20 protein-coding genes are annotated in these 25,000 nt (G+C 69.3%); 6 read left to right on the top strand and 14 right to left on the bottom strand.

Annotated elements, in window-relative coordinates:
* Nucleotides 1-55 precede the first annotated feature (55 nt).
* The 9 genes from ACWCQM_RS36275 to ACWCQM_RS36235 form a co-directional block, all read right to left on the bottom strand.
* Nucleotides 56-1,003, bottom strand: coding sequence for a carbohydrate ABC transporter permease (locus ACWCQM_RS36275; protein WP_450919333.1), 948 nt, complete (start codon nucleotides 1,001-1,003; stop codon nucleotides 56-58).
* A gap of 15 nt (nucleotides 1,004-1,018) precedes the next feature.
* Nucleotides 1,019-1,981 (bottom strand): carbohydrate ABC transporter permease, encoded by a 963-nt coding sequence (locus ACWCQM_RS36270; protein ID WP_267077518.1) that lies wholly within the window; start codon nucleotides 1,979-1,981, stop codon nucleotides 1,019-1,021.
* 89 nt (nucleotides 1,982-2,070) lie between these two features.
* Nucleotides 2,071-3,483 (bottom strand): extracellular solute-binding protein, encoded by a 1,413-nt coding sequence (locus ACWCQM_RS36265; protein ID WP_450919332.1) that lies wholly within the window; start codon nucleotides 3,481-3,483, stop codon nucleotides 2,071-2,073.
* Nucleotides 3,484-3,874: 391 nt separating this feature from the next.
* Nucleotides 3,875-8,164 (bottom strand): discoidin domain-containing protein, encoded by a 4,290-nt coding sequence (locus ACWCQM_RS36260; RefSeq protein WP_450919331.1) that lies wholly within the window; start codon nucleotides 8,162-8,164, stop codon nucleotides 3,875-3,877.
* Between the two features lie 369 nt (nucleotides 8,165-8,533).
* Nucleotides 8,534-9,718 (bottom strand): S8 family peptidase, encoded by a 1,185-nt coding sequence (locus ACWCQM_RS36255; protein WP_450919330.1) that lies wholly within the window; start codon nucleotides 9,716-9,718, stop codon nucleotides 8,534-8,536.
* A gap of 205 nt (nucleotides 9,719-9,923) precedes the next feature.
* A complete protein-coding gene (locus tag ACWCQM_RS36250) occupies nucleotides 9,924-11,984 on the bottom strand; it encodes a beta-galactosidase (RefSeq protein ID WP_450919329.1) in 2,061 nt (686 codons plus the stop codon).
* Nucleotides 11,985-12,082: 98 nt separating this feature from the next.
* On the bottom strand, nucleotides 12,083-13,423 hold the full coding sequence (locus tag ACWCQM_RS36245) for an ABC transporter substrate-binding protein (RefSeq protein ID WP_450919328.1): 1,341 nt from the start codon (nucleotides 13,421-13,423) through the stop codon (nucleotides 12,083-12,085).
* Nucleotides 13,424-13,606: 183 nt separating this feature from the next.
* Complete coding sequence (locus tag ACWCQM_RS36240; protein ID WP_450919327.1) at nucleotides 13,607-14,548, bottom strand: carbohydrate ABC transporter permease; 942 nt, start codon at nucleotides 14,546-14,548, stop codon at nucleotides 13,607-13,609.
* Between the two features lie 3 nt (nucleotides 14,549-14,551).
* Entirely contained in the window at nucleotides 14,552-15,472 is a 921-nt protein-coding gene (locus tag ACWCQM_RS36235) for a carbohydrate ABC transporter permease (protein ID WP_450919326.1), read from the bottom strand.
* A 499-nt stretch (nucleotides 15,473-15,971) separates the two neighbouring features.
* Between ACWCQM_RS36235 and ACWCQM_RS36230 the strand changes: the two genes are divergently transcribed.
* Together ACWCQM_RS36230 and ACWCQM_RS36225 are read left to right on the top strand one after the other, a co-directional pair.
* A complete protein-coding gene (locus tag ACWCQM_RS36230; RefSeq protein WP_450919325.1) occupies nucleotides 15,972-16,988 on the top strand; it encodes a LacI family DNA-binding transcriptional regulator in 1,017 nt (338 codons plus the stop codon).
* Nucleotides 16,989-17,067: 79 nt separating this feature from the next.
* A complete protein-coding gene (locus ACWCQM_RS36225; protein WP_450919324.1) occupies nucleotides 17,068-17,694 on the top strand; it encodes a YdeI/OmpD-associated family protein in 627 nt (208 codons plus the stop codon).
* 24 nt (nucleotides 17,695-17,718) lie between these two features.
* Here the strand turns inward: ACWCQM_RS36225 and ACWCQM_RS36220 are convergent, their stop codons facing one another.
* Nucleotides 17,719-18,285 (bottom strand): GNAT family N-acetyltransferase, encoded by a 567-nt coding sequence (locus tag ACWCQM_RS36220; RefSeq protein WP_450919323.1) that lies wholly within the window; start codon nucleotides 18,283-18,285, stop codon nucleotides 17,719-17,721.
* Nucleotides 18,286-18,488: 203 nt separating this feature from the next.
* A complete protein-coding gene (locus ACWCQM_RS36215) occupies nucleotides 18,489-19,163 on the bottom strand; it encodes a TetR/AcrR family transcriptional regulator (RefSeq protein WP_450919322.1) in 675 nt (224 codons plus the stop codon).
* Between the two features lie 142 nt (nucleotides 19,164-19,305).
* Here ACWCQM_RS36215 and ACWCQM_RS36210 point away from each other — a divergent pair, with 142 nt between their 5' ends.
* The gene (locus tag ACWCQM_RS36210; RefSeq protein ID WP_450919321.1) at nucleotides 19,306-20,442 is read left to right on the top strand and encodes an FAD-dependent oxidoreductase; all 1,137 of its coding nucleotides are present in this window, start codon (nucleotides 19,306-19,308) and stop codon (nucleotides 20,440-20,442) included.
* 98 nt (nucleotides 20,443-20,540) lie between these two features.
* On the opposite strand, the gene ACWCQM_RS36205 is transcribed toward ACWCQM_RS36210, so the two are convergent.
* Both ACWCQM_RS36205 and ACWCQM_RS36200 read right to left on the bottom strand, forming a co-directional pair.
* A complete protein-coding gene (locus ACWCQM_RS36205) occupies nucleotides 20,541-21,002 on the bottom strand; it encodes a pyridoxamine 5'-phosphate oxidase family protein (RefSeq protein ID WP_450919320.1) in 462 nt (153 codons plus the stop codon).
* Nucleotides 21,003-21,013: 11 nt separating this feature from the next.
* Nucleotides 21,014-21,448, bottom strand: coding sequence for an SMI1/KNR4 family protein (locus ACWCQM_RS36200; protein WP_450919319.1), 435 nt, complete (start codon nucleotides 21,446-21,448; stop codon nucleotides 21,014-21,016).
* A gap of 186 nt (nucleotides 21,449-21,634) precedes the next feature.
* Between ACWCQM_RS36200 and ACWCQM_RS36195 the strand changes: the two genes are divergently transcribed.
* Nucleotides 21,635-22,360, top strand: coding sequence for a dienelactone hydrolase family protein (locus ACWCQM_RS36195; RefSeq protein ID WP_450919318.1), 726 nt, complete (start codon nucleotides 21,635-21,637; stop codon nucleotides 22,358-22,360).
* 313 nt (nucleotides 22,361-22,673) lie between these two features.
* Nucleotides 22,674-23,180, top strand: coding sequence for an N-acetyltransferase (locus ACWCQM_RS36190; protein WP_450919317.1), 507 nt, complete (start codon nucleotides 22,674-22,676; stop codon nucleotides 23,178-23,180).
* 216 nt (nucleotides 23,181-23,396) lie between these two features.
* Here the strand turns inward: ACWCQM_RS36190 and ACWCQM_RS36185 are convergent, their stop codons facing one another.
* Nucleotides 23,397-24,305, bottom strand: a complete 909-nt coding sequence (locus ACWCQM_RS36185) for a sigma-70 family RNA polymerase sigma factor (protein WP_450919316.1) — start codon at nucleotides 24,303-24,305, stop codon at nucleotides 23,397-23,399.
* An 86-nt stretch (nucleotides 24,306-24,391) separates the two neighbouring features.
* Between ACWCQM_RS36185 and ACWCQM_RS36180 the strand changes: the two genes are divergently transcribed.
* A complete protein-coding gene (locus ACWCQM_RS36180; RefSeq protein WP_450919315.1) occupies nucleotides 24,392-24,850 on the top strand; it encodes a carboxymuconolactone decarboxylase family protein in 459 nt (152 codons plus the stop codon).
* Nucleotides 24,851-25,000 lie beyond the last annotated feature (150 nt).

The following is a 25,000-nucleotide window of genomic DNA, read 5'->3' as shown; positions in this document are numbered from 1 at the left end:
GGTGGGCCGGCGGCGGAGTGCTGGTGGGAGGCGGTGGTTCGGTTCGGGGTGGGCGTCAGCCCTTCAGACCGCCCGCGGTGAGACCGCTCATGATGTTGCGCTGGAAGAGCAGGAAGATCAGCAGCGTCGGGACGGACGCGATGGTGAGCGCCGCGATGAGGACGTTCTGCGGGACCCCGTTGGAGAGCGAGTAGATGCCGACGTTGAGGGTCTGCTTGCCCGGGTCGGGCAGGGTGAGCATGGGCCAGAGGAAGTCCTTCCAGACTCCGACGACCGCGAAGATGGAGACGACGCCGAGGATCGGCCGGGAGATCGGCAGGACGATCGAGCGCAGGGTGCGCAGGGATGAGGCGCCGTCGATGGCCGCCGCGTCGAGGAGTTCGCCCGGGATCGAGTCGAAGAACCGCTTCAGCAGGAAGATGTTGAAGGCATTGGTGACCGAGGGCAGCCAGATCGCCCAGGGCGAGTTGAGCAGGTTGCGCTCGAAGACCGGCACGTCGAGGACCGTGAGGTACTGCGGGACCACGAGCACGGTCGCGGGGATCATCAGCGTGGCGAGCATCATGCCGAGGATGACCTTGCCGAACACGGGGCGCAGCTTGGAGAGGGAGTAGGCGGCGGCCACGTCCAGGACCAGCTGGAAGGCCAGCGCCCCGAACGCGTAGTACAGGGTGTTGAAGAGCAGCTGGGCCAGGTCCATCACGTTCCACGCCTGGGAGTAGTTCTCCGTGTGGATCGAGGAGGGGAAGGCCGTGGGCGGGCTCTGGACGACTTCCTGGGTGGTCTTGAGGCCACCGGTGACCATCCAGTACAGGGGGCCGAGGAACACCAGGGTGAAGCCCAGCGCCACCAGGGCGAAGACGATCCAGTAGACCGCCTTTCCCCGGGGCCGGCCGAGCTGGGCGGGTGAGATCAGGGTCCGCTGGCGGCCCTGGTCCGCGTCCCGTCCGCGGTTCCTCGCGCGTCGGGTCCCGCGCCGGGAGGCAAGTGTGCTCGATGCCATCGTGTCGCTCCCTTCCTAGTCTTCGCTGCCGCGGCTGAGGCGTACGTACACCGCGGAGAAGCCCGCGAGGACGACCAGCAGGAGGAGGCCGAGGGCCGCCGCTCCGCCGTAGTTGTTGAAGTTGAAGGCGTACTGGTAGATGAGGTAGACGACGGTGGTGGTGGAACCCTCGGGGCCGGCCCCGTTGGTCAGCAGGAACGGCTCGGTGAAGACCTGCATCGTCGCGATGATCTGCATGAGCAGCAGGAGCGACAGGATGAGCCGGGTCTGCGGGATGGTGACGTGCCAGATCTTGCGCAGCAGTCCGGCGCCGTCGAGTTCTGCGGCCTCGTACAGCTCCCCGGGTATCCCCTGGAGTGCGGCGAGGTAGATGAGGGTGGCTCCGCCCATGTTCATCCAGGTGGATGCGATGACCACGGAGAGCATGGAGGTGCCCGGGTCCTGGAGCCATTGCTGGGCGGGCAGATGGAGGAATTCCAGGATGCGGTTGAAGAGCCCGTAGCCGGGGTCGTAGAAGTACTTGAAGAGCAGTACGGAGGCGACCGGCGGCAGCATGACGGGCAGATAGACCAGCAGGCGCAGATATCCCTGCGCGTGCCGGAACTCGTTGAGCACGACGGCGACGACGAACGGCACCGCGAACCCCAGCAGGAGCGCCAGGACGGTGAAGAGCAGGGTGTTGCGCCAGGCCTGCCAGAAGGCGGGGTCGTTGAAGACGTAGCTCAGGTTGGACCAGCCGGCCCAGGTCGTCCTGCCGTCCTCGGTCTTCTGGAAGGCCAGGAGGAACTCCCGGACCATCGGATACCAGGAGAAGAACGAGAAGCAGAGCACCGCTCCGATCAGGAAGCCGTGCGCCGAGATGTTGCGGCGCAGGGCGCGCACGAACTCCTCGCGGGCGGAGTCCGGGCCCGTGGGGCGCTGGTGGTGGCCGGGCGGCGGCGCGCTCGCCTTCCCGGTGGACAGGGTGGGGGCCGACATGGTCTCTCCTCGGTGCTGGTGCGGTCACTCGTGTGCGAACGGTCCGGACACGGGGGCCGGGCCCGCGCGACCCGGCCCCCGCGCGTCCGTCACTGGTTGGCCAGTACCTGGTTGACCTGCTGCTCCGCGGTGTCGAGCAGCTTGTCGATGTCCGCGTCCTTGTTGGTGAGGACCGCTGACATCGCGTTGTCGAGGATCTTGTAGATCTCCTGCGCCTTCGGCGGCTCGGCCTTGCCCTGGACCGGGTTGTCCATGAAGGCCTTGAAGTTCGCGACGGGCATCGTGGCGTGGGCGACGCGTTCGGCGTCGTCCGCCGCCTTGCTCGCGCCGAGGAAGAAGTTGGGCTGCGGGAGTCCGACGGGGAGGTTGTCGGCCTTCCTGCGGCCCCAGTCGAACTGCCCCTTCTTCGGGGTGAGGTTCTGGAAGTTCAGCCAGGCCACGGCCGCCTTGATCTTGTCGGGCGAACTGCCCTTCTTGATCATGTAGTTGTTGCCGCCGAAGAGCGTGGCCTCGCCCCCGGGAATGGGCCCCATGCCGAAGTTCTCGTACGACGCGCCGAGCTGCTGCACCATGTAGGTGATGTCGTCGGGCGCGGCGAGGAACATGCCGAGCTTGTCGGTGGCTATCTGCTTCTGCAGGTCGCCCCACTTCAGCAGCTGGGTCTTGCCCATGCTGTCGTCCTCCCAGCGCATCTCGTGCAGCTGCTGGAGGACCTGCTTGCCCTTGTCGTCGTTGAACGCGGCCTTCTTGCCGCTCGCGTCCACGACGTCACCGCCGAGGCCGTACTGCGTGGCGGTGAAGTGCCAGCCGCCGTTGTTGCCGGCGCTGTACTCGCCGAAGCCGGAGATGCCCTTGCCCAGGGCCGAGATCTTCTTGCTCGCGGCGCGGACCTCCTCCCAGGTCGAGGGCGGGGTGTCCGGGTCCAGACCGGCCTTCTCGAACAGGTTCCGGTTGATCATCAGGCCCATGGTGTAGTTGCTGGTCGGCAGCGCGTAGAGCTTGCCGTCCTTGCGGGCCACGTCGAGCACCTGGGGCTGGATGTCCTTCAGCGCCGGCACGGAGGTGTCGTTGACGTAGGCGGAGATGTCCTCGGCCCCGTCGTTGTCCAGCACCTGCTGGAGATCGGTGAAGTACGCGTAGAACACGTCAGGCTGGGACTTGCCCTTGAGCATGGCCGTGAAGCGCGGCGGCTCCAGGCACTGGCCCGGCGTCGACTTCCCGTTGATCCTGACGTTCGGGTACTTCTTGTTGAACGCCTTGACGTCCTCTTCCCACTCGCGCAGCTCCGCGGCTTTCGCTGCCGGAGGCATGCAGTCGATCGTCAGCGTCACCTCGGCGTTCGGTTCGAGCGGCGCCGACGGATCGGACGACCCGCCACCGGAGTTGTTCTCCCCGTCGCCGCTGCTGCTCGTGCCGCAGGAGGCAAGGGCGGTCAGGGCGAGCGCGGTGACGACAGCGGCGGCGGAGGCACGGCGGGTACGGCGGAACCCAGCACTTCTCATCGGTGGTCCCCTTCGGGCATGAGCACGGAAGGCCCCGGCCGACTCTCTGCCGGGGCGCGGCACACTCAACCACCGTCGACATGCGAGCGCAATATCCCGCGCAGTTTTCGTAAATGTTTGACATCCTTCCGCATGTGCGGGGCACCGCTCGAAAGGCGGCCGGAGCCCCGCAGACACGCCTCCGCACCGCACCCGGGCGGGCCGGGTGCGGTCGCGGGGCACTGCCGGAGGGACCTCATCCGATTCACACGGGCAGGCTGCGCGGCCCCCTCCGGGAGCAAGGGCCGCAAGAGTCGGACTTCCGCTTGCAAGCGGGCGTACGCACACGGGGGTGCCGCCCGGACCTCCTTGCGGGGGACCCGGGAGACACCCCTCCGTGCGGTCCGCGGACCTACGGGTTGATGTTGATCTTGAAGGTGGAGGTGGTGTTCTTCACGTCCTGGGCGTTGCCGCTGAGCTTCAGCCCGTTGAAGGTGACCTCACCGACGGCAGGCCCCTGGCCCGCCTCCGGCATCTCGTTGGCCCACAGGCCGAACCCGGACTTCGCGTCGAACGCGTCACCGCTCTTGCGCGCACCGGAGACCGAGATGTCCGTGAGCACCGTGTCCTTGATCGGGAACTGCGGCTGCCCTCCCACGTAGTTGGTCTGGAACATGATCCCGCTGTACGTCGGGTCCACGATGTCGACGTGCGAGATCCGGATGCCCTGGAAGACCTTGGAGGCCGAGAAGAGCCAGATCCCGGGGAAGGTCTGCGTTCCCCAGAAGTGTCCGCCGGCCCGTACGACCGACACGTTCTCGATCGCCGTGGGACCGGTGCCGAATCCGTTCATCGGATAGCCGAAGTCCAGCGAACTGACCGTGATCCCCGAGTACACCAGGGTGTCGGCGATGTGGATGTTGCGGAAGGTGTTGTCGTAGCCGCCGTACACGGCCACTCCCGCGGCCCGCCAGGTGAGGATGGACGTGAGGTTCTCGTACACGTTGTTCTTCATGTCCGCGCCGCCCGCGTCGATGGCCGAGAACAGAGCGAAACTGTCGTCCCCCGTGGCCCGTGCCTCGTTGTTGGTGACGTGGTTGTCGGTGGACCCGTTCGTCATGTTGATGCCGTCGGCGAACATGTTGCGGATCCGGGAGTTCCTGATGGTCACGCCGTCGGTGTTGGCGCCCCAGTAGAGGCACACCATGTGCTCGTTCCAGATGTTGTCGATCACGATGTCCGAGACGTTGGAGAAGTCGAACACCTTGCCGGGCCCGTCGATGCGGGACGTGTAGTTGCCGAAGTACGCGAAGTCCGAGAACGAGGAGCCCTTGGCACTCGCCTCGGCACGGAATCCGATGTCGGTGTTGTCCTGGGTCGACGGGGCGCGGAACCGGGTGAACCAGGGGCCGGCGCCGACGACCTTCACGGCCTTGCCGTAGACCTGGAACTTGCTGGCGGTGGAGTAGTCACCGGCCGGCAGGTAGACACCGACGAGCTTCCCCGTGGTGTCCATCCGGACCTTGTCCAGGGCGTTCTGGACGTCCTGGTGGGTGAAGCCGGCGGGCACCGTGTAGGTGGCCGGGTCCGGGTTGGGCACCTGGGAGACCTGCTCCAGGCTGACGAAGTCGATCGCGTAGGTGCTGGTGTTGGCCGCGTCCTTCTGCAGCCGGATCCTGCTGCCCGCCGGGACGGTCTTCCCCAGCATGACGTTCGCCTCGTCGTAGATGTGCCGGGGCGCGCCCGAGCCGGGGTCGTTGCCCGGTCCGGTCTCGTTCCCGTAGAGCCAGGCGTACTTCGAGGTGAGGTCGATCGCCTTCAGGAAGGTGCCGTCCACGTAGACGTTCAGCTTCGACTCGATGCCGCCGCCGCTCGCGGAGTCCGGGATGGAGAACCGGGTGACCAGGGTGTTGGTGGTCGCCCGGGTGGTGAACTCCACGTAGTTCCCGGTGCTGTCGAGGGTGACGGCCTTGCGGCCGGACGCCTCGCCCGCGACGTCGCCGACGGTCCTGTTGGGGCCGACGACCTTGGCGCCTCCCCCGGTGACACCGTCCTCCGCCTCGTACATGTCGTACGGCATGTTGGCGCCGCGTCCGACGAAGAGCGATTCGGTGCTGGTGTTGTTCTCGCGCTTCACCGGCAGTTCCTCGGCATCGTCGGCGAGCACCACCTTCACCGTGTACGAGCCGTTGGCGGCGGTCCAGGTGCCCAGGGAGACCGGGGCGGTCGTGGAACCCGCGGCGATGGCGCCGTTGTGCGCGCCGGTGAGGGTCTTGACCGTGGCGCCCTTGGAGTCGATGAGGCTGAGGGTGATGCCGTGACTGCCGCTCGCGGAGGAGACGGAGCCCTGGTTCTTCACGGCGACGGAGAAGGTGACCGTGTCGCCGTTCGAGGGGGACGACGGGGAGGTGGTGACCGCGCTCGTCACGAGGTCGGAGCTGGAGATCGGCTTCACCACCAGCGGGGCGCCACTGGTGAAGCGGTTGTTCGTCTCGTTCTGCTCGATGATCTCGCCCGCCGGGTCGACGACCGCTCCGAGCGTGTAACTGCCCGCGTCACGCGCTCCCACGGACGCGCTGACCTGGGTGGAGGCACCCGCGGCGAGTGCGCCCACCGAGGCGGTGGCGGCCTTCGACCCGCCGAGCTCGAAGTCCAGCTTCCCTGCGGGAGAGGCGACCGCGCCGGAGTTGCGGACGGTGGCCGACAGGGTGATGGCGTCCGATTCCACGGGGGCCGAGGGCGAGGCGGCGACCGCCGTGACCTGGAGGTCCGGGTTGGGGGCCGGAGCGCCCAGCACCTGGAACTCGGCGACCTGACCGGCGCCGGAGCCGGTGTTGGAGGTGAACTTCAGCTGGACGTCCGCGACCCGGGCGGTGACCGGGATCGTCACCGTGTTGCCCGTCGCCGGGCTGAACGCGTAGTCCTTGGCGGCGGCGAGACTCGTGAACGAGGTGGCGTCCTGCTCCCGGCCGAGCACCTGGATGTTCTGGGTGCGCGCACCCCAGGCGCTGTCCGGGTTCAGCTTGACGACCACGCTCTCGGTGTCGGCGTTGGCCCCGAGCTTGACGGTCAGGGTGTTGGGGTAGCTGCCGCCCGCGCCCTCCCAGTACGTGCTGAGGGAGTTGTCGTTGGCGTTGGCCGCGACGAAGGTGTGGACGACCGACGATGCGGTGATCGGCTTGGAGACGGCGAGGTTCGAGGCGCCGCTCGTGGACCCGTTCCGCGTCACGGTGTTGCTGGCGCCGGAGACGTTGCCCGCCGCGTCCTTGGCCCGCACGACGTAGCTGACGGTCGTGGCGGCGGGCTGGGTGTCGGTGTACGTGGTCACGTCGCCGGCCACGCTCTTGCGGAGCACGTTGTCGGCGTAGATGTCGTAGCCCGTGACACCCTTGTTGTCCGAGGACGCCGACCAGGTCAGCTTGATCTGCCCGGTGGCCGGCTCCGTGAACGCCAGACCCGAGGGCGCGGTGGGCGCCTGCGTGTCACCGGAGTCGCCGGTGCGGGTGACGGTGTTGCTGTTCCCCGACTGGTTGCCCGCCGCGTCCTTGGCCCGGACGTGGTACGAGACGGTCTCGCTCGCCGGGCGGGTGTCGGTGAAGGTGGTGACGCCGGCGCCGACGCCGGTCAGCAGTGTGTTGTTGGCGTAGATGTCGTAGCCCGTGACGCCGGTGTCGTCCGAGGACGCCGACCAGGTCAGCCTGATCTGCCCGGTGGCCGGCTCCGTGAAGGCCAGGCCCGACGGCGCGGTGGGTGCCTGCGTGTCACCCGTGGCCGGGCCGTAGATCTCCAGCTCGGAGAGCTGGGCGGCCGGCTGCACGGAGTTGGCCGTGACCAGCACCCGCACGTAACGGGTCGTGGTCGCGTCGAAGGAGATCGTCGCCGACTGCCCGCCCGCGGCGTTGAAGGTGTACGCCCTGGACGCGGTCAGGTCGCTGAACTCCGTGCCGTCGGCGCTGCCCTGGATCTTCAGGGTCTGGCTGCGCTGCTCCCAGCCGTCGGGCAGTCTCAGCACGACCCGGTCGACCCGGACCGAGGAGCCGAGGTCGGCCTGGATCCACTGCGGGAGCTCGTTGTTCCTGCTCTCCCAGTAGCTGGCCCGGTTGCCGTCGTTGCCGTTGGAGGCCGTGTACGTCTCGGTCCAGCTGCTCGCCCGGAGCGTCCTGCCCGCCGCGAGGTTCGCGGAGGACTCGCCCGCGGCCCTGACCTCCAGTTCGGAGAGCTGTGCGTTCTGCCACCCCGTGTTGGCCGTGACGTTCACCCGCACGAACCGGGCCTGGGTGGCCGGGAAGGTTATCTTCACGGCGTTGGAGGTGCCGGGGCTGAAGGTGTACGCCGCCGAGTTCTTCAGCGTCGAGAAGCTGGTGCCGTCGGCACTCCCCTGAACGGAGAGGGTCTGCTGCCTGGTCTCCCACCCCGCCGGAAGCTTCAGCGTCACCTCGTCGACCCGGGCGCTCGTGCCGAGGTCGGTCTGCACCCACTGCGGCAGCGTGCCGCCCGAACCCTCCCAGTACGTCGCCTGGTTGCCGTCCGTCACGTTGCGGGCGGCGTACTCGCCGCCCGCGCTGCTCGCGGCGGCGGTCCGGCCCGCGGCGATGTTGGGGCCGTCGGCCGCCGCAGCGGTGAACGACGGCCATCCGATCATCAGAAGACTGGTGGTGACCACGGCGGAAAGGGCCCGCCATCTCCAGCGTTGGGCTCTCATAAGTCCCCGATCTTCGGCCTCGGCGCCTGATGCTCCGAGGGCGCGGCTCTGTCTGTTGGTGCCCTGTGGCACTTGTTTCTGCGCATACTGAGCTGAGATTTGCGCGCAGCTGTCAGAGAGTTGCAGAGAAGGCAGAGAGCGTCCACCGTTGGGACAGAAACCGGAACGCCATGACGGACTGCCGGATGTGGCCAAAGACCCTTCAGGAAAGTCGATTGGGGAGTCCGCGACGGCCCGCTCAGGGCTCGGAGAGATACGTAAGAAATTTGCGTGTAGCTGCAAGGTTCTGGAAAGTGCCTGCTCCACGGCACGGCGAAAAGCGGGGCCCGCTGGACGCGGACCCCGCTCGGATGCGGCCGGAGACGAAGTTCAGAGACCGCCGGTGTACAGCAGAAGGTCGGGCGAGCCGGAGCCCAGTCCCGTCAGGACGTCCGGGGTGGCCTCCGCGGCGAGCCAGTCGGCGACCTCCTGCGGGGAGGCGTCCGGGTTCTGCTCCTTGTAGAGCGCGGCGACACCGGCGACGTGGGGACTGGCCATGGACGTTCCGCTCAGCGTCGTGGAGCCGCCGCCGAGGTTCGCGGACACGATGTCCACGCCGGGGGCGTACTCCCACACACAGGTGCCCCAGTTGCTGAACGTGGCCTGCCGGTCCTGGTCGTCGCTGGCCCCGATGGCCAGCACACCGTCGGCGCGCGCCGGGGAGACGTCACAGGCGTCCTGGTTCTCGTTGCCCGCCGCGACCACGGGCAGGGTGCCCTCCGCCGCGAGCGCGTCGAAGGCGTCGTCCACGGCCGACGAGGCGGGCCCGCCGAGGGAGGCGTTGACCACGGCGGGCTGCTCGGCGTTCTGGGCGATCCAGTCGAGGCCGGCGATGATGCCGGCCCAGGTGCCGGAGCCCTCGCAGTTCAGGACCCGTACCGGGACGAGGGAGGCAGCGGGGGCGACACCGTAGGTGGCGCCGGCCACGGTCCCGGCGACATGGGTGCCGTGACCGTTGCAGTCCTCACCGTCCCGGCCGTCCCCGACCGCGTCGTAGCCGGCACCGACCCGGCCGCCGAACTCGGCGTGCGCGGACTCGATGCCGGTGTCGAGGATGTACGCGGTCACCCCCTGACCCGTGCCGGTCACGTCGTAGTTGCCGTCCAGCGGCAGGGCGCGCTGGTCGATGCGGTCCTGGCCCCAGCTGCCCGCGACGGCCCGGCTCCCGGAGGACGCCTTGGCCTTCGGCGGCGAGACGGACGCCTCGCTGTTCTCCTCCACGGCCTGGACACCCGCCGTGGCGCGCACCTTCTCGAGCTGGGCGGGGGTGAGCGAGGCCGCGAAGCCGTGCAGGACCTTGCTGTAGGTGAAGAGGGTGTCGACACCCAGCTGCTCGGCCATCGCGCCCGGTGTCTGTCCGGGCGAAACGGTGACGATGTACTGCCCGGGCACGGCCCGGGCCGACTTCTGCACCGGCACGAGGGTCTCGCCGGTGTCGGCCGTGGCCGTGGTGGTGCCGATCAGGGGCGCGATCAGCAGTAGAGCGGCTGGTGCCCAGCGGGCGCGCAGGCGCATGCGTTCTCCCTTGAGGTGGAGGAGCGGATCGCGGACCGCGTCAGGCCCGCGACATGCGAACACCTGACCTTTCGTCCACATCCGGGGAGGGCCTTGAGCCACGTCAGCCGTACAGCGCAACGATCAGTACACGGGGAGGCCGCTTCCTCGCGACAGGACGAACCGGCCCCGGCGTGCACGGCGGCACGCCGGGGCCGGGCCCGGCTCAGACGAAGGGCGTCGCGCCGGGCGCCGTGCGGAGCACCGCGACCCCGCGCGGGGGAAGGACCAGACCGCCTTCGGCGGACGGCCCCGTGAGGATCTCCCCCGCCACCGCCCCGCACGCGGCGGCCTCGTCCGTACGGTTGACGAGGAACCAGTACGCGTGGGAGCCGTCCGTACGCACCGTCAGCTCCACGTGCCCCCGCACACCGGCGGGCAGCTCGCTGGACACGCCGGCGGCGGAGAGCAGCGACCGCAGCACCTCGGGCAGCCCGTCGCCGCTCAGCCGGGTGGAGACGTACGCCGCCGAACCGCCGCTTTGCAGGGGTCGCCGGGTGAGCGCGGGGCGCCCTGCCTGGTCCCCCGTGCCGTACCGCGCGAGCACCTCGGTCCCGGGATCGGTCAGGTCGATCCGGTCGGTCCACAGGGTGCCGGTCAGACCGTTGTCGAGCTGTACGTCCGTGCCTTCCGGCAGGGGGCCGAACTCCTCGATCCGGATGCCCAGCAGTTCGCGGAGCGCTCCCGGGTATCCGCCGAGGTGGACGTGGTCGTTCTCGTCGACGATTCCCGAGTAGTAGGTGGTGGCGAGGTGGCCTCCGCCGCGCACGAAGGCGTCCAGCCGGCCCGCGAGCGCCTGGGGCACGACGTGCAGGAGGGGGGCGGCGACGAAGTCGTAGCCGGTGAGGTCGGCCCCGGTGGTCACGACGTCCACCCGGACTCCCAGCGCCAGGAAGGCCGAGTACCAGTCGAGCGCCTCCTGCCGGTAGTCCAGCAGGGAGGACGGCAGGGAGTCGCGTTCGACGGCCCACCACGACTCCCAGTCGTACACCAGGGCGGCGCGCGCCGGTGCGCGCACGGAGCCGGCGACCGGGGCGAGTGCCTCCAGGGTCCGGCCGAGGGCGGTCACCGAGCGGAACACCTCGCTGTCCGGGCCCGCGTGGGGCACCATCGCGGAGTGGTACTTCTCCGCTCCCGCGGCGGACTGGCGCCACTGGAAGAAGCAGACCGCGTCGGCTCCGTGGGCGACGTGGAGCAGCGAGTCGCGGGCGAGGTCGCCCTCGCTCTTGGCGACGTTCACGGTCTGCCAGTTGACCGCGCTGGTGGAGTGCTCCATCAGGAACCAGGGCCTGCCGCCGGCGATGGAGTGCGTCAGGCCGGCGGAGAAGGACAGCTCGTCCAGGCGCTGCGGCCCCGGGCGGGTGTAGTGGTCGTTGGAGACGAAGTCGATCTCCTCGGCCCAGTCGGGGTAGTTCATGCCCTTGGTACCGCTCATCACCATGAAGTTGGTGGTGGCAGGGATGTCGGGCGTGACGCGGCGCAGGATGTCGCGTTCGGCCCGGAGATAGTCCTTCAGCGCGTCCGACGAGAAGCGCTTGAAGTCCAGCTGCTGGGTGGGGTTGGCGTGGCTCGCGGCCAGCCTCGGCGGCAGGATCTGATCCCACTCCCCGTAGTGCTGGGACCAGAAGGACGTGGCCCAGGCGCGGTTGAGCTCGTCGAGTGTGCCGTAGCGGGTACGCAGCCAGTCGCGGAAGGCCCGCGCGGCGTCGTCGGAGTAGTCGTAGATGTTGTGACAGCCGAGCTCGTTGGAGATGTGCCAGGCGACCAGCGCGGGATGGTCCGCGTAACGGGTGGCCATGGCCTCGACCAGCCGCAGGGCGTACGTGCGGAAGACGGGCGAGGTGGGGCGCCAGTGCTGCCGTGCGCCCTGGGCGAGGGTCTCACCGGTCCGGGTGACCGGGAGGATCTCCGGGTGCAGGGTGGAGAGCCAGGGCGGCGGCGACGCGGTGGCGGTGGCGAGGTCCACGGCGATCCCGTTGTCGTGGAGCAGATCGAGGATCTCGTCCAGCCAGCCGAAGTCCCAGCGGTCCTCGGCCGGCTGGAGGCGCGCCCAGGAGAAGATGGCGACGGAGACGACGGTCACCCCGGCCTCGCGCATCAGCCGTACGTCCTCCTTCCACACCTCGCGCGGCCACTGCTCCGGGTTGTAGTCGGCCCCGTAGGCGAGGTGGGCGGGGCTGTCGTCGGAGAGCGGGCGCAGCCATGCGCGCGGGGAGGAGGAGGTCATGATGATCCTTTCGGATGCGGAGGTGCGAGTACAGCGCGGGGCGGCCGCCCGTCGGAGGTACGGGCGGCCGCCCCGGTTGCCGGGTCAGCGGCGGGTTGTCACTTGTTGACGCTGAAGCCCTGGTCCGTGCCGTAGGCGACGGCGGCCTTCTGCCACTGCTTCAGCCCGTCGGCCAGCGTGGTGGAGGAGACGTACGCCTTGCCGACGGAGTCGTTGAATATGGAGTTGGCGTAGACCTGGTACGGCAGGTACGACCAGTCCTCGGGCACCTGGCTCGCCGAGCGGGCGAAGATCTCGTTCGCCTTCTGACCGCCGAAGTACGGGAACTCCGTGTCGAGGAAGCTGGCGGAGGAGAGGTCCGCGGTGGTCGCGGGGAAGGCCCCGGCCTTGATGCGCGCCTGGACGCCGTCCGAGTGGTTGGCGTACTCGTTGAAGGCGTACGCCAGGTCCTTGTTCTTGCCGTCCTTCATCACCGCGAGGGAGCTTCCGCCGTTCTCGGAGCTGACCTCGCCGCCCTTCTCCCACTGCGGGAGGGCCGCGGCGCGCCAGTCACCGGCGGCGGCTTCCACGCCGGAGGCGAAGTTGGCGGGCATCCACGCTCCGGTGGCGAGGGTGGCGATGGTGCCGTCCGCCAGGCCCTTGTACCACTCGTCGCTCCAGTTGGCGATGGGCGCCAGGAGCTTCTCGTCGAGCAGCTTCTGCCAGACCTCGGTGAACGCGACGACACCCTTGTCGTCGGTGAGGTCGACCGTCACATCGGTCCCGCGGCTCTTGAACGGGGTTCCGCCGGCCTGCCAGATCATGCTGGTGGTGAACCCGGCGTCACCGGTGTCGTTGGTGATGTAGGCCTTCGGGTCCGCTGCGTGCAGGGCGCGCGCGGCCTCCAGGTACTCGTCCCAGGTGGTGGGCGTGGCGATCCGGTGCTTGTCCAGCACCTTCTTGTTGTAGAAGAGCGCCATCGGGCCGGAGTCCATCGGCAGGGCGTACACGGCGTCATCGACGGCGACCGAGTTCCACGGGCCCGGGGAGTAGTCGTCCTTGAACTCGTCGGCGCCGTAACGGCTCAGGTCCTCCAGGGACTTGCCGAGTGCGAACTGGCCGAGGGCGTAGTACTCGATCTGCGCGACGTCCGGGACCCCGGATCCGGCCTGGACGGCGTTCTGCAGGGCGGTGTACTGGTCGTTGCCGGTTCCGGCGTTGACCAGCTTCACCTTGACCTTCGGGTACTCCTTCTGGAAGTCGCTGACCACCTTCTCCAGCGTCGGTTCCCAAGCCCACACCGTGATCGAGCCGCCCTCCTTCAGGGCCGCCCGGAGAGCACTTCCGGACACCGCCTCGTCCGAGGCGGGCTCGTCGGAGGACCCGCACGCGGTGAGGCTCAGCGCGGCCGCGCACAGCAGGCCGACGCCACGCATCGCGCGTCTGGTCATGGTTCTCATATCGCTTCACTCCGTTGTGGTGAGGGTGGTTCACGAACTGTCGAGCGCCCGCACGGCACGTGCGGGAGATGGGGGGTGGGGCGCCGCGTGGCCGGGGCCGGGGTGGGGCGCCGCGTGGCCGGGGCCGGGGTGGGGCGGCCCCGGAACGCGCGGGAATCGGTGTCCTGCGCGGCCGGGGGGCGGTCAGCCCTTGACGCTGCCCGCCGCCAGCCCCGACTGCCAGTAGCGCTGGAGCAGCAGGAAGGCGATGACCAGCGGCACGATGGTCAGCAGGGAGCCGGTGATGACGAGGTTGAAGACGGGCTGGCCGCCCGCGGTCGACGCCTGCTCGTTCCAGGCGTCCAGTCCCAGGGTCAGCGGGTACCAGTCCGGGTTCTTGATCATGATCAGGGGCAGGAAGTAGTTGTTCCAGGTCTGCACCATGGTGAACAGCAGGACGGTCACGATGCCCGGGCCGAGCAGCGGGAGCGCGACCTGGAAGAAGGTCCGCACCTCCCCGGAGCCGTCCATCCGGGCCGCTTCGAGGAGTTCCGTCGGGATGGCCTCCGCGGCGAACACCCACATCAGGTAGAGCCCGAACGGGGAGATCAGCGACGGGATGATGACGGCCCACGGCGTATCGGTGAGGCCCATCTTGCTGAACATGAGGAAGGTGGGGACGGCCAGGGCGGTCGCGGGGACGGCCACCGCGCCGATGACGGTGGCGAAGACGGCGCGCTTGCCCGTGAAGTCGAACTTGGCCAGGCCGTAGCCGCCGACGACCGCGAGGAAGGTGGCACCGCCGGCGCCCACGACCACGTACAGCAGGGTGTTGAGGAACCAGCGGACGAAGATGCCGTCGTCGTAGGTGAGCGTCTGGGTGATGTTGTCCCAGAGGGCGAAGTCACCGCTGAACCACAGGCCGAAGGAGGTCTGCAGACTCCGCTGCGTCTTGGTCGCGTTGATGAGGAGCCACGCGAGCGGCAGGAGCGAGTAGAGGGCGGTCAGCCCCATGAGGGCGGTGAGCAGGACGCTGCGGCGGGGCCTGCCGGCCGAGTGGCGCCGGCGCGTGGAACGCAGGGGCGTCGGGGCACGGTGGTCGGTTCGCCGGGGCGTCTGCTGGGCGGTGTGGGAAGGTGCGCTCATCGCTCACGCCTCCTTTCGCATGCCGCGCAGCTGGACCGCGTACGCGATGATCATCGTGACGACGCCCATGACGATGGAGACCGTGGCCGCGTAGTTCTGCTGCCTGCCGGAGAAGGCCAGCGTGAAGGTGTAGAGGTTGGGCGTGAAGTACGTGGTGATCGCGTTGGGCGCCAGGTCCTGGAGGATGCTGGGCTCGTTGAACAGCTGGAAGCTGCCGATCACCGAGAAGATCGTCGCGATCACCAGGGCGCCGCGGATCGCGGGGATCTTGACCGCGGTGATGACCCGCCACTGTCCGGCTCCGTCGATCTCCGCCGCCTCGTAGAGGGACTTGGGGACGACACGCAGGGCCGAGTAGAAGATCAGCATGTTGTAGCCGATGAACTCCCAGGTGACGATGTTGCCGATGCTGGCCAGCACCAGGGAGGGCGACAGCGGGTCGGGCAGGGACACGTCGAGGGCGTCGTTGACGTTCGCGACCAGCCCGAACCTGGTGCCGTAGATGAATCCCCACATGAGCGTGGCGACGACGGCGGGCACGGCGTAGGGCAGGAAGACGGATATCCGGAAGAAGCTCTTCCCGTAGAGCCTGCCGCTGTCGAGCGCCAGGGCCACGAGCAGGGCGAGGCCGAGCATGACGGGCACCTGCACGGCGAGGAAGAGCACGACCCGGCCCACGGCATCCCAGAACTGCTCGTCCTGGAAGGCCCGCTGGAAGTTGTCCAGGCCGACGAAGGACGTCCCGCCGACCAGCTGGTCACGGAAGAAGCTCAGATACAGCGAGTAGGCGATCGGGGCGAGGAACACCAGGGCGAACACGGCCATGAAGGGGCCCACGAAGATCCACCCGACCTGGCCCCGCCGGGCACGGGACCTTCTCGCTGGTGGGCGGCGTCCGGTCGTGAGCGGCGTAACGGCCGTCATGGGTACTCCTGTTGTTCCGGCGTTGAGCAGGGCCCCGGCCGGATGGAGACACCGGACATCGTGGAGGCGCTGTACTTGAGGAGGCCGATGTACACGTCGACACGGGCGCCGATGCTCCGGCGCCGATGTTTACGTAAACATTTCTCGGTGGAGTGATGTCTACACGTCTCTCACGCCATGGTCAAGACTCTGTTTCCCCCGCACGCCGAGGAGTTGGGACACCATTTCCCCGCCTCGGCCCCGCCCGGCGGCGCCACACGCGCGCCCATGTGTCGGCGCCTGGCCCGCGGAGTGGTAGAAATGCCGGTGGTCCGAGCCCTCGGCCGACATGCGATTCGAGCCATACGCGGAGCGGAGACGAGGCCGGCCCCGATCGGAACACTCCCGGGCAGGCTCGCGGCGGAAGACGGCCCCGCGGCCGGAACCCGGCGCCCCCACACGGCGAAAGGCTCACGCAACCACGACGGAGGCAGACGAAGTGCACGGACAGGAGCAGGCCATGGACCGGCCTCCACGCAAGGAGGCTTCGATGGCCGACGTCGCCCGGCTGGCCGGGGTGTCCTCGCAGACGGTCTCCCGTGTCTCCAACGGGCACGCAATGGTCTCCGAGGAGACCCGGGAACGTGTCCTGACCGCGATGAAGGAGCTGAACTACCGGCCCAACAGTGCCGCGCGGGCACTCAAGAGCGGGAAGTTCCGGACGCTGGGCGTCATCCTGTTCACCCTGGCCACGACGGGCAACGTGCGCACACTGGAGGCCATTTCCGCCTCCGCGGCGGACGAGGGCTATGCCATCACCCTGCTGCCGGTCGCGACACCCACGAGCACGGGGGTCAGGGGCGCCGTGACCGTGCTCGGCGAGCAGGTCGTGGACGGTATCATCGTGATCATGGAGGTCCGCCTCCTGGACGCCGCCATCTCCCTCCCGCCGCACACCCATGTCGTCGTGGCCGACTCCGACGCCGGCGACCGCTACAGCGTCGTGGACACCGACCAGTCCGGCGGCGCCAGGGCGGCGGTGCGGCATCTGCTCGACCTGGGGCACCGCACGGTGGTGCATGTGGCCGGTCCCCCTGAGTCGTTCGCCGCCCAGCGCCGCGCCCACGCCTGGCGCCAGACACTGGAGGAGGCCGGGCGCCCGGTCCCGCCGCCGGTGGAGGGCGACTGGTCGGCGGCCTCGGGGTACGAGGCGGGGCTCACCCTGGCGGCCGACCCCTCGTGCACGGCGGTCTTCGCCGCCAACGACCAGATGGCGCTGGGCGTTCTGCGCGCCTTGCAGGAGCAGGGCAGGCGCGTGCCCGACGACGTCAGTGTCGTCGGGTTCGACGACATAGCCGACTCCGCCTCCTTCCTGCCGCCCCTGACCACCGTCCACCAGGACTTCGCCGAGATCGGGCGGCTGTGCGTGGACGGCGTACTGCGGCAGATCCGCAACGAGACGACGGAACGGGGCACCACCCTGGTCCCGACACGGCTGGTCGTCCGGGGCAGCACGGCTCCTCCGCCCCCCTCCTGACCAGGGGCCGCGCCGGGCGGCCGCCGCACCCGAGGGATACAGGACGGGAACTGTCCTTTTCGCCCTCTAGCGTGGAGGCATGACCTCATCACCGAGCGGGACGGCCACCTCGATGACACTGGAGCGGAAGACGGACGACGGCGGAGGGGAACCGGTGCTCTTCGAGAGGGCCGAGCTGCTCGACGCCTGGCTGGAGAGGTACCACGCGGAGCGGACGGGACTCTGGCTGAAGATCGCGAAGAAGGGCTCGGGCATCGCCTCCGTCACCGCCGCCGAGGTGGTCGACGTCGCGCTCTGCCACGGCTGGATCGACGGGCAGCGCAGGTCCCTGGACGAGGTGTACTACCTGCAGAGGATCTCGCCCCGCCGCCGCACGAGCAGCTGGTCCCTCGTCAACGTCCGCAAGGTCGAGGCGCTGACCGCCGCCGGCCGGATGCGGGAGCCGGGCCTGGCACAGGTCCACGCGGCGCAGGAGGACGGCCGGTGGGCGTCGGCGTACGAGTCCCAGCGAGAGGCCACCGTGCCCGAGGACCTGGCGGCCGCGCTGGCCGGGAACCGGGTGGCCGCCGAGCGCTTCGCCCAGCTCGGCAGGAGGGAGCGCTATCTCGTCCTGCTTCAGCTGATGACGGCGAGGACCGGGAAGGTCAGGGCCGCGCGGCTCGCCCGGATGACGCGGAAGCTGGAGGCGGGAGAGCCGATCGGCTGACCCGGCCGACCGGTCCGCCGGGGTTCACCGCACCGACGGGCGCGGGTGGGTGGCCCAGTATTCGGCGGCGGTGATGCCGAGGAGCACGACGTCGTGGTGGGCGCCGGCGAAGAACTCGTGCTGCCGGAGCCGCCCCTCCTCGACGAAACCCAGCCGGCGGTAGAGGGCCAGGGAGGCGTCGTTGAAGGCGTAGACCTCCACCTCGCACTTGTGGTGGCGCTGCTCGGCGAACATGTAGGTGAGGACGAGTTCGGTCGCCTCGGCCGCGTATCCCCTGCGGCGGTGAGCGCGCGCTACCTCGATGCCCGTCCTGAAGCGTCCGGCGCGGCTGTCCGTCTCCCCGACCGTGACGGACCCGGCGAACGCGCCGTCGGCCAGCACCTCGATCACCAGGCGGAACGCCTCACCCCCCGGCGGGCGCGCGGCGCGCTCGGCGGTCCAGGAACGGAAGCCCTCGGCGGAGCGCGGAGGTTCGACCATGTCGGCGTTGCGTACGTCGTGGGTGTTGTGGGCCAGATCCCGGAAGCCCTCCCAGTCCTCGGGCTCGACGCCTCGCAGGCGCACCCTCTCGCCGGTCCACATACCGCCCATGGCGCCCACCACTTCCGTCTTGGTTGCAGGCGGCCCGCGCCGTGCACGTCGAACTCGACACAGTAGCGGTGGGACCGGCTCGGACGCCGGGCGATCTCCGGGGCGGGCGCCCGGCGGGCCCGGCTTGCGGGGAGCGGTCCTGTTGCGTGGCGGGCGGCCCGGCGTCCGGCCGCACGGCGGGCGGCAGGAGTCCGCCACGGAGGTCAGCCGGCCGTGATTCCGCCGAGGATGAGGTCGATCCCGGCGAGGAACTCCTCACGGTCGTCGTGCTCACGCAGTTGTCCGGCGACCTCCCGGGTGAACGCGTACAGGCCGGGGTCGAGCTCCTCCCACGCGGCAGCCGTGGCGTCGAGGAACTCGGTCCGATTCGCACCCGGCCTGGCCTTCCGGGTGTTGGCGGCGTTCTGGCCGGCGACTCCGAGGATGTAGTTCAGCAGCGTGGACGCCGCAGTGAACAGTGTGGCTTCGGGGACTCCGAGCGCCTGGACCTGGCGGCCGATGCCTTCGAAGATCCGCAGTTTCGGCGACGGTGACGGCGACGGCGTACGGGCGAGGTTGCCGCCGACCCACGGGTGGGCGTCGAACGCGTCGAACACGCCGAGCGCCAGTGCGCGGATCGCGTCCTGCGGCGTCGCGTCGGCGTCGTCGGGTGAGATGGCGGCGGTGACGACGGCGTCGGTAGCGGCGGCGAGGAGCTCGGCCTTGCCCGTGACGTGCCAGTAGATCGCGCCCGGTCCGGTCGAGAGACGCTCGGCCAGCGCGCGGAACGTGAGCCCGCCCTCGTCCACCGTGTCGAGGAGCTCCACGGCGGCGGCGACGATGCGCTCCCGCGACAGCGGTTCCTGCCGTCGCTCCAAACGGCGCGTCCTGGTTGCCATGCCTCCATCCTAGCCACCCTGGAACACCGTTCCATCTTGACAGCGAGTGGAACGGCGTTCCATCCTGAAGCCCCTGGAACAGCGTTCCATTTCTGTTCCGCCGGTGCTCACCCGGCGGCCCGCCGCGAGGAAGGAAGCACCCATGACCTCACCGGTCACGATCATCGGCGGAGGGCTCGGCGGGCTGACGCTCGCCCGCGTCCTGCACGTCCACGGCATCCCCGCGACGGTCCACGAAGCGGAGGCGTCGCCCGCGGCGCGCACCCAGGGCGGCCTGCTCGACATCCACGAGAACGACGGTCAGCTCGCGCTCAGGGCGGCCGGTCTGTTCGAGGAGTTCCTCGGCATCGTCCAGCAGGGCGCCCAGGCGTCACGCGTGCTCGACAAGCACGGCACCGTCCTGCTGGACGAGCCCGACGACGGTTCGGGCGGGCGCCCCGAGGTCGACCGCGGCGACCTCCGGCGGATTCTGCTCGACTCACTGCCCGCCGGCACGGTCAGGTGGGGGCGCAAGGCCACCGCGGCCAGGGCCCTCGGGGACGGCCGGCACGAGGTGACGTTCGCCGACGGGGCCACCCTGACCACCGGCCTGCTGATCGGCGCGGACGGGGCGTGGTCGCGCATTCGCCCGCTGCTCTCCGACGCCCAGCCGGAATACACCGGCACGTCCCTGATCGAGACCCGGCTGTACGAGTGCGACACCCGCCACCCGGCGGGCGCGCGGGCCGTCGGCGACGGTTCGCTGTTCGCGCTCGCTCCCGGCAAAGGGATCTCCGCCCACCGCGAACAGGGCGGCGTCCTGCACACCTATGTGACGATCAACAAACCCCGGGAGTGGATGGACGCCATCGACTTCACGGCCCCGGACGCGGCCAGGGCGCGTGTCGCCGCCGAGTTCCACGACTGGGCTCCGGAGCTCACCGCCCTCATCACGGACGGCGAGACCGCCCCGGTACCGCGCACCATCAACACCCTGCCGCTCGACCACCGCTGGAACCGGGTGCCCGGTGTGACACTGCTCGGGGACGCCGCCCACCTGATGTATCCGGCCGGCGAGGGAGCCAATCTCGCCATGTACGACGGCGCCGAACTCGCCACCGCGCTCGCCGCGCACCCGGACGACACCGAGGCCGCGCTCGCCGTGTACGAGGAAGCCATGTTCACCCGCAGCGTCGCATCCGCCGCCCTGGCCTCACGGGTCCATGAGCTGTGCTTCGACGCCGACGCCCCGCACAGCCTCGTCGGCTTCTTCACCGGCCACGCCGCCCAGACAGGCTGATCCGCCACCGCCGTCGTGGATCGCTGGTCCAGGCCGCGGATCATCGCCGTCAGGCGCCCGCAGGTCGCGGTGCCCAGCGGATTCACACTGCTCTCGTGCTACCCCAGCCACGCCCCGTCACGCATGACCAGCCTGCCAGGAAGCTCCGGTACTCCGCGCCAGGCGCGCACGGTCCGGGGCGTCACGCACACGTACACAAAGGAGGCCTCTTCCGTACGCGGATCCCAGCCGAACTTGCCTGCAAACCCGTCTGCGGCATCATTCGGCACTTCCTTCGCCGGAAAGCACTTCGCCTCCCCTTGCAGCAGCACCACGTCGAAGGCATCCGGCAGAGCCAGCCGTACGCGCGGTTCCTTGTCCACATTGCGCACGGTCGCGGAGCTCGCGCCGGTACACATCCACACCGACTGCCCGTCCCACAGAAACCACAGGGGCACCTGATGCGGTCCGTGGTCGGGGTGGGACGTCGACACCCAGATATCGCGCTCCGAGCCGAGCCGCTCCAGGGTGTCCCGCCTGCGCTCCAGCGCGGTGCGGCGAATGTTCTGCGTAGCCTGCATGGACACCGACCTTAGACAGCGGGTCCACCGTGCGCATGGGGCGCAGGTCCTAGGTCATGGTCGGTGTCGTCCCATTTCCATCCGGTTCGAGGGAAGTGCTCCAACAAGGCGGAGAGGGAAGCTGCCTGGTGGATGGCCGATGACCAGTCTTCCGCGGAGACGTCAAGTGTCACCAGGGGCGGGGGGTCCCGGCGGAAGTCGTAGGTGAGCAGCTCGCGGCTTCCGTCCCCGCCGATGACGACGGCGCCGGGGAAGCGATTCTGGAATTCCCCGGCCTCGTTGCTGCCGATGAGGTCGTCCAGAGCGTCGATCACCAGGAAGTCGCCTGCGGGAGGAACGAACCGGCTCATACTCCCCGTGGTTCCCATGAAGTCCCGGTAGTCCTGAGGAAACCGGACTCCGAAGTGGTGCTCGACCTGCACGATCGGGTCATCGTTCGAACTCATCGGACAGTTCTACCAGGAGCAGAGTCGGGGAATGGCGGGCCCGCGGACGTACGCGTGAGAGGCCCAGCTCGGGCGCCTTGAAGCCTTGAGCCCGGCCCCGTACGTCCAAGGGCGGAACACCCGCGCTGTTCTGCCAGGGGCTAACCCCGGCCCGGTCGGACTCGGCGATCACTAACGTCCAGTTACATGACGACGATGACGACGCGCACCGTCCAGTACCCGGCCGACGGTCTGACGATGATCGGGCACCTCGCGCTCCCGGCCGGTACCGGCCCCAGGCCCGCGGTGTTGCTCGGACCGGAGGGGACGGGACTCAGTGACGTCGAGCGCCGCCGGGCCGATGCGCTCGCCGAGCTGGGATACGTCGCGCTGGCTTTCGACCTCCACGGCGGGCGCTACCTGGGCGACCCCGAGGAGATGCTGGCCCGGTGCATGCCGCTGCTCGCCGACCCCGACCGGATGCGGGGCATCGGCCACGCGGCGCTGGATGTGCTGCGCGCCGAACCGCGGACCGACCCCGGCCGGATCGCCGCCATCGGCTACGGCACCGGCGGCGCCATCGGGCTGGAACTCGGACGCGACGGCGTCGACCTGCGCGCGATCGGGACAGTCAACGCGCTGACCACGGGCCGACCGGGCGAGGCGGCGCGCATTCGCTGCCCGGTGTGGGCCGGGGTCGGGTCGGAGGACCCGATCATGCCGCCCGCGCAAAGGGACGCGTTCACCGCCGAGATGCAGGACGCGGGTGTCGACTGGCGCCTCGTGGTCTACGGCGGGGCCCTGCACGCCTTCCACCATCCGCCGGTCGGCCACCCCGTGGTCCCCGGCGTCGGCCACCACCCACAGCACGCGCGGCGAGCCTGGCGCGACGTCGTCGGCCTGCTCGCCGAGTGCCTGCCCGTGACGGAGTGATCCGGGGAATGCCCAGGCAGGCAGGCCGATGCCGGGCACTGACAGGCCCTTCCCCTCAACGAACTGGTGAGCTCGGGCGTCGGCTGTGGCGGAGAGGTCGAACTGCTCCAGCAGGCCGAGTGAGGATTCAGGGGTTCCTCCGAGCTGCGGCGTGGCGCTGCCGTTTGCCCAGCGGCGCCTGGGAGAGATCCTCGGCCGTAGACGGCACCGGTTCGGCGCAGGACTCCCCGGTGGCAGGCGTCGCAGTCGGACGCCGAGGACTCCGCGGTCGCCCATTCAGCACCACAGCCGCGCGCTGCTACGGTCGGGCGCTATGAGCTGGCTCCCCGATGACTTCGTCCATCCCGTCCTGGTACCGCTGCCGGGCAGTGGTCATCACCTGCGGCCGATCCGGGAGGCGGACACCCCGCTCGACTATCCGGCCGTGATGGGTTCGCGCGAGCGGCTGTGGACCATCTTCGGGCCGGCCTGGGGCTGGCCCGCGGCCACCATGTCGTACGAGGCGGACCGGGCCGACCTGTTGCGGCACGAGATGGAGATCGCCGCACACCAGTCCTTCAACTACGCGCTGTTCGACGCGGCGGAGACAGCCCTGCTGGGCTGCGTCTACATCGACCCACCGGAGAGGGCGGGCGCGGACGGCGAGATCTCCTGGTGGGTGGTGGACGAGCTGGTCGGCAGCAAGGTCGAACAGGTCCTGGACGAGCGGGTGCCGCAGTGGATCGCCGCCGACTGGCCGTTCGAGCAGCCGCGCTTTCTCGGCCGCGAGATCTCCTGGCCGGACTGGCTCGCCCTGCCGGAGAACCCGAAGCGTAAGTAGCTTTTGCCGTGAGGCTCTGGGGACTTGATGCTCGAACGGCTGTCTTGATCGGGTGGTCGTCGGGGGCTCGTCGTATGCGGGGCGGCCTCCTGAACAGCTCGCCGGTTCGGACGCCCTGGCTGGCGGGCGCGTCCGGCCTGAGCTGGTCCGACGGGCCGGCTCACCGAGCCTTGTCCCACACCTGTTGATCGGGACGGGCGCCTCGGACATGTGCGATCACGTCCGGTGGGCCCAGGGCGGCATGGTTGACCCGGCCTGGGCCGGCAAGTCCATGAGCGCGAGTTGGGCGGGGTCGACGACAGCGGTGATCGCGGTGATGCGGGCATCGGTGACGGTGAAGGTGAGAACGGACAGTGGTGTGCCGTCCTCGTTCCAGGAGATGACTCCCGGGTGGCCGTTGATGGTCGCTGCGTGTCCTCGTGCCGCGGCTCCGGCCACTCGCGCGCGGCCGGCTACTTCCGTGGCCCCGATGGTGACGAACTGGCCATCCGGGGTATGGACGGTGAACTCCACTTCTGGATGGAGCACCTGCAGCAGTCGCTCGAACTGACCGTTGCCGGCCGCGGCCAGGAAGGCTTGGACCACCTCGCGTTGTTGCCGCCCTGCGCTTGACGGCTGCTTGGCGGCCTGCACTTTCCGTCGGGCCCGGCTGGTGAGCATCTTGGTCGCGTCGGCGGACTTGCCGAGGATCCTGCCTATCTCCCCGTGGGGTACGGCGAACACGTCATGCAGGACGAACGCCAGTCGTTCGTCGGGGCGCAGTGAGTCGAGGACCGTGAGCAACGCGAGGCCGACGGAGTCACCGAGGGCCACAAGGTCTTCCGGAGCGGGTGCTTCGTCGAGCGTCACCGTGAATTCAGGCAGCTGGTCGTCGAGGGCGACTTCCGGGCGGGTGCGGGCCGACCGCAGGACATCGAGGCTGATGCGACCGACCACGGTGGTCAGCCAGCCACCGAGGTTGTCAATGGTGCCGGCGCCCTGACGGGACAGACGCAACCACGCTTCCTGGACCACGTCCTCCGCGTCGGCGTGCGAACCCAGCACGCGGTACGCGACACCTCGGAGCCGGTCACGGTGGGTCTCGAAGGCATCGGCGATCGAGGCCGGGAGATGTGCGTCGGGCATGTTGTTACCTTCCTGAAAGCAGCTCCGTCATAGGGGTGACGGGCGTCGGCCCCGGAACGTAACCCCGATCAAGGAGAGCACTTCGCATGGAGAACCGCCTCAAGAACAAGAATGCGCACAACCCCGATGTGTGGACCGCGGTCCAGCACCTCCACACGGCCATCGCGGCCGGGGGCGTCGACCCGAAACTGCTCGCGCTGGTCCACCTCCGCGTCAGCCAGATCAACAGCTGCTCGGCATGCGTCTACGCCGGCGTCGCCGCGGGAAGGAAAGCCGGTGAAACCGACGAGCGTCTGCACAACGTGGCGGCATGGCGCGAGGCGCCGTTCTACACCGACGCGGAGCGCGCGGCCCTGACGCTTGCCGAGGCCGCCACCCGGCTGCAGGACGGCGCGGAGGGAGTGACCGATGCGATCTGGGACGAGGTCAACGCTCACTTCACCGAGGAGGAGATCGGCGCGATCAACCTGGAGATCGCGCTGACCAACTTCTTCAACCGACTCAACCGCACCGTCAAGGAACCAGCCGGCCAGACCTGGGGCTGAGCCCGGGTGCAGGCGGTCCTGGCGCACAAGGGAGATCCCGCGGCGGGGGGGGGGGGGGGGGGGGCCCGCCCCCCCCCCCCCCCCAAGACCCCCACCAGAAAAAAAAAAAAAAACTAGTTTATTTATTTGTGGTGGTGGTTATTGTATTTT

This window comes from Streptomyces sp. NPDC002125, assembly GCF_053593715.1.
Note: the sequence above shows the minus strand (reverse complement) of the source record. Positions and strands in the feature narration are given on the sequence as shown.